This window comes from Deinococcus rhizophilus (genome assembly GCF_030271215.1).
Taxonomy (GTDB): Bacteria; Deinococcota; Deinococci; order Deinococcales; family Deinococcaceae; genus Deinococcus; species Deinococcus rhizophilus.
On the sequence record NZ_JASNGB010000101.1, the window covers coordinates 1 to 10785 of the forward strand.

The 10785-nt window shown below is 71.4% G+C and carries 10 protein-coding genes; 6 read left to right on the forward strand and 4 right to left on the reverse strand.

Annotated features, from left to right (window positions below):
• The 3 genes from QOL99_RS10990 to QOL99_RS11000 all read left to right on the forward strand — a co-directional run.
• On the forward strand, positions 1-453 hold a 453-nt coding region (locus QOL99_RS10990; protein ID WP_285523818.1), incomplete at its 5' end, for a 16S rRNA (uracil(1498)-N(3))-methyltransferase.
• A gap of 200 nt (positions 454-653) precedes the next feature.
• Entirely contained in the window at positions 654-1031 is a 378-nt protein-coding gene (locus QOL99_RS10995) for a hypothetical protein (protein WP_285523820.1), read from the forward strand.
• Entirely contained in the window at positions 1028-1441 is a 414-nt protein-coding gene (locus tag QOL99_RS11000) for an inorganic pyrophosphatase (RefSeq protein ID WP_285523822.1), read from the forward strand. The genes QOL99_RS10995 and QOL99_RS11000 overlap by 4 nt, the downstream gene beginning before the upstream one ends.
• A 25-nt stretch (positions 1442-1466) precedes the next feature.
• On the opposite strand, the gene sodA is transcribed toward QOL99_RS11000, so the two are convergent.
• Positions 1467-2096, reverse strand: a complete 630-nt coding sequence (gene sodA, locus QOL99_RS11005; RefSeq protein WP_285523824.1) for a superoxide dismutase [Mn] — start codon at positions 2094-2096, stop codon at positions 1467-1469.
• Between the two features lie 169 nt (positions 2097-2265).
• On the reverse strand, positions 2266-3450 hold the full coding sequence (locus QOL99_RS11010; protein ID WP_285523826.1) for a tetratricopeptide repeat protein: 1185 nt from the start codon (positions 3448-3450) through the stop codon (positions 2266-2268).
• A 360-nt stretch (positions 3451-3810) separates the two neighbouring features.
• Here QOL99_RS11010 and coaE point away from each other — a divergent pair, with 360 nt between their 5' ends.
• Positions 3811-4479 (forward strand): dephospho-CoA kinase, encoded by a 669-nt coding sequence (coaE, locus tag QOL99_RS11015; RefSeq protein WP_285523827.1) that lies wholly within the window; start codon positions 3811-3813, stop codon positions 4477-4479.
• A gap of 44 nt (positions 4480-4523) precedes the next feature.
• On the opposite strand, the gene QOL99_RS11020 is transcribed toward coaE, so the two are convergent.
• A complete protein-coding gene (locus QOL99_RS11020; protein WP_285523828.1) occupies positions 4524-6185 on the reverse strand; it encodes a CTP synthase in 1662 nt (553 codons plus the stop codon).
• Between the two features lie 119 nt (positions 6186-6304).
• Positions 6305-8416 (reverse strand): SF1B family DNA helicase RecD2, encoded by a 2112-nt coding sequence (gene recD2 / locus QOL99_RS11025; protein WP_285523830.1) that lies wholly within the window; start codon positions 8414-8416, stop codon positions 6305-6307.
• 239 nt (positions 8417-8655) lie between these two features.
• Between recD2 and QOL99_RS11030 the strand changes: the two genes are divergently transcribed.
• On the forward strand, positions 8656-9843 hold the full coding sequence (locus tag QOL99_RS11030) for an exonuclease SbcCD subunit D (protein ID WP_285523831.1): 1188 nt from the start codon (positions 8656-8658) through the stop codon (positions 9841-9843).
• 133 nt (positions 9844-9976) lie between these two features.
• Positions 9977-10785, forward strand: an 809-nt coding sequence (locus QOL99_RS11035) for an AAA family ATPase (protein WP_285523833.1), incomplete at its 3' end; no start/stop codon positions are given.

Genomic DNA, 10785 nt, shown 5'->3' on the forward strand with positions numbered 1-10785 from the left:
GCGCTGCTCAAGGGCGACAAGCTCGCGGACGTGGTGCGGGCGGCCACCGAACTCGGCGCGGCCCGCGTGCAGCTGCTGGTCACCCGCCACGCCGACGCCCGCGAGATCGGGGCTCAGAAGCTCACGCGTCTGCGCCGGGTCGCCGAGGAAGCCAGCAAGCAGTCGCGCCGGGCGGTGACGCCGCAGGTGCTCGACCCTGTGCCCCTGGCCGACCTGAGCTGGGAGGGCCAGCTGTTCGTCGCCCAGCCCGGCAGCCGGGAGCGCCTGACCGGGCACCTGACCTGGGACCGCCCGGTGACCGTGCTGACCGGGCCGGAGGGCGGCCTCTCCGACGCCGAGGTCGCGGCGCTGACCGCGCGGGGAGCGGTCGCGGTCACCCTCGGCCCGCGCATCCTGCGGGCGGAGACGGCCCCGGTGGCGCTGCTGGGGGCGATCGTGGCGACCGGGGTGTAGGCGGGGCGTGCCCCTCACCGCCCCTCCTTACAATGCCCCCATGTCCCCTCGACGCTTCCTGCTGCCGCTGCTGCTGCTCACGCCGCTGCTCCCGNGCATCCTGCGGGCGGAGACGGCCCCGGTGGCGCTGCTGGGGGCGATCGTGGCGACCGGGGTGTAGGCGGGGCGTGCCCCTCACCGCCCCTCCTTACAATGCCCCCATGTCCCCTCGACGCTTCCTGCTGCCGCTGCTGCTGCTCACGCCGCTGCTCCCGGGCTGCCGCTACAACTTCGTGCCGCTGATTCCGCCCACGGTGGAGGTCGAGCTGCCCACCCGCGTCACCCAGGCCAGCCTGCGCCGGGTGGGACAGGAGCTGGAACTGCGGGCGCGGGTGGAGGGCCGCTTCGAGCCGGGCTACCTGGAGGCCGTGTGGTTCGACGGCTCGCGCGAACTCGGGCGCGACAGCGTGTACCTCGACGCCGCGCAGCGCGAGGCCCGCTTCACCCTGGCCGCCCCTGCCCAGGGCGCCTACCGCGCCGCGCTGAGCTTCGGCGGCACCGTGCTGCGGCAGGTCGAGCTGTACGAGGTCCGGCCATGACCGCTCCCCGCAAAGGCGTGGTGGAGTGGACGCGCGGCACGCTGGACCGCTGGGTCTGGCGCGGCGGCGAGGTCGTGCCCCTCCGCCAGGAACCCTGGGCCGCCCCGGTGAACTATGGCTGCCTCCCCGGCCTCCTCAATCCCGCCGACGGCAGCGACGTGGACGCGGTGTGGCTGGGCGAGCCGCTGGCAGTGGGCACCCGCCCCAGCGCTCCGCCCGCCGGACTGCTGCACCTCGCGGACGGCGACCACAAGGTCGTCTTCGGGAATCTGGAGGAGCACCACGGCGGCGACCTGCTCGCGCTGCTGGCGTGGTTCGGTCCGGAGCGGGAGGCGCGGTTGCTGGGGCCGGAAGACGCCGAAGCGTGGCTGGCAGAGCTGGAGAACCAGAAAACAGCCCCAGGCACGTGACCTGGGGCTGCCGGGAGGGGGAGGCTTACTCCCCCTTCGCCTCGGCGTAGCGGCGGGCGACCTCGTCCCAGTTCACGACGTTCCAGAAGGCCGCGAGGTAGTCGGGGCGCCTGTTCTGGTAGTTCAGGTAGTAGGCGTGCTCCCACACGTCCACGCCCAGAATCGGGGTGCCGCGCACGCCCGCGACCGCCTCGCCCATCAGCGGGTTGTCCTGGTTGGCGGTCGAGACGACGGCGAGCTGTCCGCCCTGCACGACCAGCCACGCCCAGCCCGAGCCGAAGCGCGTCTTGGCGGCGTCCTCGAACTTCTGCTTGAAGGCGTCGAAGGACCCGAAAGCCTGCTCGATGGCCCCTGCCAGCTCGCCCTGCGGCTGGCCCTGCCCGCCCGGGGTCATGATCTGCCAGAACAGGCTGTGGTTGGCGTGGCCGCCCGCGTTGTTGCGCAGGGCGCCCTTCTTGTCGGCGGGCACCTGATCGAGCTGCTGAATCAGCTGCTCGACGGGCAGGTCGGCCAGCTCGCTGCCTTCCAGCGCCTTGTTCGCGTTGTCGATGTAGGCCTGGTGGTGCTTGGTGTGGTGAATCTCCATTGTCCGCGCGTCGATGTGGGGCTCGAGGGCGTCGTAGGCGTAGGGCAGGGGGGGCAGTTGGTAAGCCATGTGGTGCTCCTTTCGGGCCGGGACCCCCCCGCCCACGGTGGGCATGGGGGTGCGGCATCGGCCCTCATCTTAGCCGCGCCCCGCCTCCGGGCGGGCTTAAGCGAAAGTTCAGACCGCCAGCAAAAACCCCCTCCCAGGCGCGGGAAGGGGCTGTGGGGAGGGGGGGTGGTCAGCGGACGCGGGCCAGTCCCTCGCGGGCCAGGGCGTACCCGGGATTGAGCTTCAGCGCCCGCTCGTAGTTCTCGCGGGCCTTGAGACGGTCGGGAGCGATGGACCCGGCGCCGCGCTCGTAGCTGAGCCCCAGGTAGTAGGCGTACTCGGCGGTCGTGCTGCCCAGCGCCGCCGCCCGCGTCAGGTTCTCGCGGGCCGTCCGCAGATCCCCCGCGTCGAGGTCGAGGCGCCCGAGGTAGTAGTAGAACTCGGGGTAGCGCAGCGGATCGAGGCGCACCGCCTGCGTGAGCTGCGCCCGCGCCGTGACCGGGTCGCGGCTGAGGTAGCTCACCACGCCGTACTGCCCCACCGCGTAGGGGTTGTTGGGAGCGAGGCGGGCAGCCTGCGCCGCTTCCGGCTTGGCGGCCGTGACGTTGCCGCTCAGGGCGAGCAGCTTGGCGTAGTAGGCGCGGTTGTAGGCGTCGGCGGGGTCGGTGATCACGGCCCGCTGCAGGCTGTCGAGCGCCGCCACGAGGTTCCCGGTGGCGTAGTACATGTCCCCCAGGTTAAAGAGGATCAGTCCGTTCTCGGGGTTGAGGGTGCTGGCCTGCTTGAAGGCCTCGATGGCCTGGGCCGCCGCGCCCTGAAGCCGCAGCACGTTGCCGCGCTCGTTCCAGACCTTGCTGAGGTTGAGGCCGCGCTCGGCCTCGGGCGCCGCCTGCGCGAGGGCCTCGGCCTGGGTGAGCACGCCGAGCGCCTGGGCGAGGTTGCCCGTCACGCTGGCGCGGTCCCCGGCCCCGATGAACTGCTGCTGGTACGCCTGCGCGAGCGCGAGGTGCCCGCTGAGGTTGCGGGTGTCCTGGGTGGTCAGGCGCCGCAGCGTCTCGATGGCAGGCGCGTAGAGCCGCAGCTTGACCTGCGAGCGGCCCAGCCCCAGCAGGGCGTCACTGTTCCGGGAGTCGATCTCGGCGGCGGCGCGAAACGCCACGTACGCCTGATCGAAGTTGCCCCGGCCATAGTAGAAATTGCCCAGCGCCACGTAGTTCGCGGCGGGAAGAGGCGCGGGCCGGGGAGCGGCAGGCTGCGCGGTCGCCGGAGCCGCCGGAGGCGTCTGTACCGGCTGGGTCGGCGGCGTCTGGGTCTGGGCCAGGGCCACAGACAGGGTGGCCGCCGCGAGCAGCGGGCCGAGGGTACGTCGTTTCACTCAGAAACCTCCATTGGTGAGGCTAACACTGGCCCGGTGGGGGTGCAAGCCGGAGTCGGGTGCTCGGCAGGGCCGCATCCGACCAGCATAGGGCGACCCGTCAGAAGCGGGGTGAAGTCCGTGTGAGAGGGGAAAATCGGGCTTGCAGGCGGCAGAGGCATCGGCCCCGGCAGCCTAGGAGGGCCGGGTGACGGGCACCTGACGCCCCCCCCAGCGCGGCCCCGGAGCATTTGCCACAGGCCGCGTGCTGTTCTGACCCTCTGCCCCCCCGTGGGACTCGCAGAGTTGCTTGCAGAGAGGGCCTCGCGAAAGCTGGGGAGAATGGGGGGAGCCTTTCGCCCGACCCTCTACACTGCCCCCATGCCCGCTTCCTCCCCTGCCCCGCCGCAGACCCACCCGCGCCGACTGGGCCTGACCGGCAGCATCGGCGCGGGCAAAAGCACGGTGGCCGCCCTGCTCCGGCAGCGCGGCCTGACGGTGCTGGACGCCGACGAGGTCGCCCGCGAGGTGACCCGCGACCCGGCAGTCCTGGCCGAGATCGGGGCCGAGTTTCCCGGCGTGGTGCAGGGCGGCGAACTGGACCGCGCAGAGTTGGCGGCGCGTGTGTTCGGGGACCCGGCGCAGCTGGCAGTCCTGAACGCGGTCACCCACCCGCGCGTGCGGGCGCGGATGCTGGCGCTGGAGCGGGAAGCGGCACAGCGGGGCGAGCATTGGACCGTGCAGGACGTACCCCTGCTCTTTGAAGGCGGGCTGGAAAAGCAGATGGACGCCGTGTTGGTGGTGGACGCCCCGCTGGAGACCCGTATCTCGCGCGTGACCGCCCGCTCCGGCCTGAGCCGTGGGGAGGTGCTGGCGCGGGACGCCCGGCAGATGCCCGCCGAGGAGAAGCGGCGTCGGGCGACCGTCGTGCTGGACAACGGCGGCGACCCCGCCGCGTTGGAAGCGCAGGTGGACAGGGCACTGGGGGCGCTGGGCATACAGCTTCAAACGGCCAGCGGCCAGCAGGAGAAAAGCCCCAGCGGGGGCTGAGGCTCTCTCTTCTGTGCTTTCTGTGCTTCCGTCCTTCTGTCGGCTTACGCTTCCGCTTTCTCCGGCTGATCGCTGACTGTTGACGCCTGGCGGTTTCCCAGCGCCGCCGCCACGAATCCCGCGAAGGGCGGACTCGGGCGCATCGGACGGCTCCCGAACTCGGGGTGGGCCTGCAGGGCCACGAAGAAGGGGTGGTCCGCGATCTCGATGCTCTCCACGAGTCCGGCACCGCGCCCGGCCACACCGGGGGTCACGCCGCTGACCGTCAGCCCGGCGGCCTGAAGCTGCTCCACGTAGGCAGGGTTGACCTCGTAGCGGTGGCGGTGGCGCTCGCGGACGGTGCCCCCCCCCGGCACGCCGTACAGCTCGGCGATCTTCGTCCCGGCGCGGAGGTCCATCGGCCAGTTGCCCAGCCGCATGGTGCCGCCCATCCCTTCCACCTCCAGTTGCTCGGGCATCAGGTCCACCACCTTGTGCGGCGCGTAGGGGTCGAACTCGGCGGAGTTGGCCCCCGTGAGGCCCGCCATGTGCCGGGCGTACTCGATCACCGCGATCTGCATCCCCAGGCAGATGCCCAGGTACGGCACCCCGCGCGTGCGGGCGTACTCGGCGGCCCGGATCTTGCCCTCGATGCCGCGAATGCCGAAGCCGCCCGGCACCAGAATCCCGCCCGCGTCCCCGAGCTGCGATTCGAGGTCGCCCTCCGTCAGTTCCTCGGCGTTGACCCACCTGATCTTCACGCGGGCGTCGTTGGCGATTCCCGCGTGCGTCAGCGATTCCAGCAGGCTGAGGTAGGCGTCGGGCATCTCGGTGTACTTCCCCGCGATGGCGATGGTGACCTCGTGGGCAGGCTGCTTGATGGTCCGCACCGCGTTCTGCCACACCCCGAGGTTGGGGTGCGTGTGCTCCAGGCCCAGCAGCGTCTCGACCGCCTTGCCCAGCCCCTGTTCCTCCAGCGCGAGCGGCACCTCGTAGACGTGCGAGACGTCGTAGGAGGAAAAGACCCGGTTCTCGCGCACCGAGGTGAAGAGGGCGATCTTGCGGGTGATCTCGGCGGGCAGCTTGTCCTTGGAGCGCACCATCACGATGTCGGGGCTGATGCCCACCGAGCGCAGGGTCGCCACCGAATGCTGGGTGGGCTTGGTCTTGAACTCGTTCGACGTGCCCAGGTACGGCACCAGCGTCAGGTGCAGGTACAGCACGTTCTCGTCGCCCTCGTCGAAGCGGAACTGCCGGATGGCCTCCAGGAAGGGCAGCGATTCGATGTCGCCCACCGTGCCGCCGACCTCGATCAACACGATCTCCGCGCCTGCCGTTTCGCCCGCCGCCCGAATACGGCGCTTGATCTCGTCGGTGACGTGCGGAATGACCTGCACCGTCTGCGAGAGGTAGTCCCCGGCCCGCTCGCGGCGGATGACCTCGAGGTACACCTGCCCGGTCGTGATGTTGCTGCCCGGAGGAATGTCGAGGTCGAGGAAGCGCTCGTAGTTGCCGATGTCAAGGTCGGTCTCGGCGCCCGACGCCGTCACGAAGACCTCGCCGTGTTCGTAGGGCCGCATGGTGCCCGCGTCGATGTTGATGTAGGGGTCGATCTTGACCGCCGTGACCTTGTAGCCGCGCGCCCGCAGCAGGGCGCCCAGCGAGGCACTCGCCACGCCCTTGCCGAGGCTGCTGACCACGCCGCCCGTGACGAAGATGTATTTCATGCTTGACCGCGAGCGCCTGACCCCCGAATCCGGCGGTGCTGTGGGGGCCACAAAGAAAAACCGGGGCGCTCGGCCTCCGGGGTTTGAGGATAGCACGTCCGGGGCGCGGCTTCCCTGCCCTAGCGCCCCCGCACCCGCTCCAGCAGCGCCGTGTTGCGCTCCTCGCGCTGGCGTCCGGCGGCCTTCTGCCACGCCGAGGCCGACCCCACCGCGTAGAACCGTTCGCGGGCGCGGGTCAGGGCGGTGTAGACGAGGTTGCGCGAGAGCATCGGCATGTGGGCCTCGTGCAGCACGCCCAGGACCGTGGGCCACTCGCTGCCCTGCGACCGGTGGACGGTCAGCGCGTAGCCGAGTTGCAGGTTGAACAGGTCCGCCCCGCCGAGGTCCACGATGTTGCCGTCGAAATCCACCGTGAGGCGGCTGCCCTCAGCCTTCAGGACGGTGCCCAGCGTGCCGTTGAAGACCTCGTTCTGGTAGTCGTTCTTGGTCTGCACGACCACGTCGCCGGGCCGCGCCTCGCCGTCCCCGATGCGGAGGCCGCCCTGACCGGGGTTGAAGAGACTCTGGAGGTGGGTGTTCAGCAGCTCCACGCCCAGCGGTCCCTTGCGCATGGGCGTGAGCACCTGCACCTGCCCCGGCCCGCCGAGTTCGCGGACCATCAGGGCCACCCGGCGGGCGCCCACGTCGGGCTCGGTCTCGGTGAGGCCCAGGCGGGGGTCACCCCATTCCGGGGCCTGGCCGTGCAGCAGGCCGTGCGCCGCCCGGATGATGGGGTTCTCGGCGGCCTGACGGTACACGGTGGTCAGGCGGACGGTGGGCGCGGCCTCGGTGATCGCGTGCAGGGGCAAGCCCGCGTCCACGGGTGGGAGCTGGTCGGTGTCGCCGACGAGCAGCACCCGCGCCCCCGGCGGCACGGCGGCGAGCAGCGAGAGCATCAGCGCGTCGCCGCACATGCTGACCTCGTCCACGATCAGCAGGTCGTAGGGCGCGGGTTCGAGGTGGTTGTGCCGGAACCCCGCCGGGCCGTATCCCAGCAGGCGGTGAATGGTGCTCGCGGTGCGGCCGGTGACCTCCCCCAACCGCCGGGCCGCCTTGCCGGTGGGGGCGCAGAGGCCGACTTCCAGCCCCAGCCCCTCCGCGAGGTCGGCCACCGCCCGCGTGGTCGTGCTCTTGCCGGTGCCGGGGCCGCCGGTCAGCACGACGAGGCGGTGTTCTCCCAGCAGGTCGAGGATGGTCGCCTGCTCGTCCGACAGCCCCTTCGCCGCGCCCGCAGGCACCGCCCACTCGTCGCCGGCGGGCGGGGTGGCGAGCAGGGTGCGAATCAGGGTGGCGAGTTTCTTCTCGGCCCGCAGGACGTGGGGCAGGTAGATGCGGCTCTCCCCTTCCCTGGTGGGGTCGTCGCACAGGCGGCCGAGTTCGGTGGCGGTGTCCACCGCGAGCTTGGCCTGCTCGGCCGAGACGCGGGTGTAGTGCAGCACGCCGCGCTCGGCCCGTGCCCTCGGCAGGAAGGAGTGCCCGCCCTGCTGCCCGGCCTGCTGCAACGCGTACACGGCGGCGGCAGTCAGGCGGCGGGGATCGTCGTTCACGCCGCCCGAAACCTGCCACAGCTTGTCGGCGGTGACAAAGCCGATGCCCTCTACCTCGGTCAGCGCGAACAGGTCGGCCTGGAGGCGTTCCAGCGCCGCTTCCCCGAAATGCTTGACCGCCCGCTGCGCCTGGGAGATGGAGAGACCGAGGCCCTGGAGTCCGGCGAGGAGGCGGCGCTCCAGCCCCTGCTGGCTCCAGCTGGAAGTCATCTTGTGCAGGGTGGACTGGGTGACGCCGGGCACCTGCAGCAGCTTTTCGGGCTCCTGTTCGAGAATGTCGAAGGTGCCCGGCCCGAAGGTCCTGGCGATGCGCCCGGCGAGCACCTTGCCCACACCCCCCACCCGCGCCTCGAGGTAGGCGGCGACCCCCGCCTCGGTCAGGTCGGCGGGCTGGGCCTCGAGCACCATGTTCAGCACCCGGTACTGGTAGCCGTACTCGCGGTGTTCCTCCATCAGCACCTCGGCGCTGAAGGTGTCCCCGGCGTCCAGCGGGGGCATCACGCCGATCACGGTGGCGTCGGGGTCCTCGCCTTCGGAGTTACGCAGGCGGGCGGTCATCACGGTAAAGCCGGTGTCGGAGCGGAAGCGCACCTTGTTGACGCCGCCCGTCACGCGAAACGGCTCGGTGGGGGGCTGAGCGGTCATGGGGCAGAGGATAGCGCGGCCCGCCCGGTTCTGTTGGGGGCAGAATCCGGGGCGAGGGGCGCGGCGCACGCTCCCGGCACGCTGCGGCCGGGCGAGGCGAACCTGCGGTTGGCGGACCGGATCGGGGGGCGGGTGGGGGCGACCGGCCTGCTGCCGGGCTTTCCGGAACGGCGGGAGGTGGAGCCCCAGCGTGACGAGCAGAGCCGCGCCGAGGCCGCCCCCATGCTAAATTTTCCGTCATGCGCGTACTTCACACCGCCGATTTCCATGCCGGGCGGAATCTGCGCGGCTTTGACCGGACGCCCGAGATTCAGCAGGCCCTGACCGAGATCGCGGGGCTGGCCCGCAGCGAGCGGGCCGACGCGGTGCTGGTGTCGGGCGACCTCTTCGACACAGTGAACCCCTCGGCCGAGGCGGAGGCGGCGGTCTTCGACTTCTTCCTGCGGCTGCGCGACGCGAATATCCCGGCGGTCGCCATCGCGGGGAACCACGACAGCGCGGCGCGGCTGCACAGCGTCGCCGGACTGCTGGGGTGGGTGGGCGTGCAACTCGTGGCGCAGCCCACCGCCAATCCCCTCGACATGATCCGCACCGTGGAGACGCGCGGCGGCGAGACGCTGACGGTGGGGGCGCTGCCCTTTCTGTCCGAGCGGCGGCTGGTCAAGGCAGCCGACGTGCTGGGCGGCGACGTGGGCGCGTGGCGGCAGAAGTACCGCGAGGGCATGGGCTTTTTTCTGCGGCGGCTGGCGGAAGGCTTCCAGCCGGGGAGCGTCAACATGCTGATGGCCCACGCCACGATGGACGGCGCGGTCCCCAGCGGCTCCGAGCGCACCATGCAGTTTGACCTGCTCAATGCTTACACCCTCTCGCCACTGCAACTTCCGGCGGCGGCGCAGTACGTGGCGCTGGGGCACGTCCACAAACCGCAGCAGAGTTCGGAGATGCCCGTGGCGCACTACCCCGGCTCGGTGGTTCAGCTCGACTTCGGGGAGGGCGGGGAGAAGAAGCAGGTCAACCTGGTGGAGGTGGAGCCGGGGCGCCCCGCCCGGGTCATCCCGGTCCCGCTCGCCAGCGGACGCGAACTGCGGACCCTGCGGGTCACGCTGGACAACGTGGACGCGCGGCTGGCCTCGCTGGAGGGCTTTCCCGGCCTGGTCAAGGTGGTCGTGCGGGCGCCCTCGGGCACCGCGCTGCCGGGCCTCAAGGACCGGGTGCTGCGGCGGCTGCCCAACACGCTGGCGGTCGAACTCGACGCCGTGCAGGAAGACCTTGCCCTGCCCGAGCGGCGGCGCGAGGGGCTGAGCCTGCTCGACCTCTACGAGCGCTTCCATCAGGAGCGCCGGGGCGAGTTGCCGGGTGACCTGCGGGGCGCCTTCCGCGAGGCGGACGAGGCCGCGCGGGGCGAGGAAGAAGGGGTGGTCGCGTGAGCCGGATTCCGCTCCATTCCGAACCCTCCAGAACACCACCGGATGGTCCTCCACTGCGCGGAACCCGGCCCCTCTCCTTCTCCCTTCGGTCGGGGAAGAGCCGGGAACCCCGCCCGCTTTTCCCGGAGGTTCTATGAGACCCCTCGCCCTCGAACTCCAGGGCTTCACCGCCTTCCGGCAGCACACCGCGCTGGACTTCTCGGACCTCGAACTGTTCGCGCTCGTCGGGCCGACCGGCAGCGGCAAGTCCAGCCTGCTCGACGCGATGACCTTCGCGCTGTACGGCACCACCCCCCGGCTGGGGGCGACCGGCCTCGACGCGCTGATCTCGCAGGGGGAACGGGGGCTGTCGGTGAGCCTCACCTTCGAGGTCGGGAACGAGACCTACCGGGTCGCCCGCTCCAAGGGGCGGCGGCAGGCCGAGAACGAGGTGCGGCTGGAGCGCCGCGAGGGGGACCGCTGGGTCAACCTCAGCGACGGCGGGGCGCGGGCGGTGGGCGAGCGCATCGCGCGGGTGGTGGGGCTGGACTTCAAGACCTTCGCCCGCAGCGTGCTGCTGCCGCAGGGCGAGTTCTCGCGGCTGCTGCACGGCACGGGGCGCGAACGGCAGGCGCTGCTGGGCGAACTGATGGGGCTGGAGCACGTCAAGGCCATGCACGGCTTTGCCGGGGACCGCGCCAAGGGCCTCAAGCACCAGCTCGGCAGCCTGCACGCCCTGCTGGAGGGTGAATACGCGGGCGTCTCGGTGGAGACGGTCAAGGGACTGCGGGCCGAGCGCGAGGCTGTCAGCGCGGAGGCCGAGCGCCTCACCGACACCCGCGAGCAGTTGCAGGGGCAGGTGAACCGCCTGCGGGCGCTGGAGGGCGTGTGGCGCGAGCGCGAGGACACCGCCCGGCGGCTGGACGTGCTGGAGGCCCGCGCGGGTCAGGTGCGAGGGGGGGC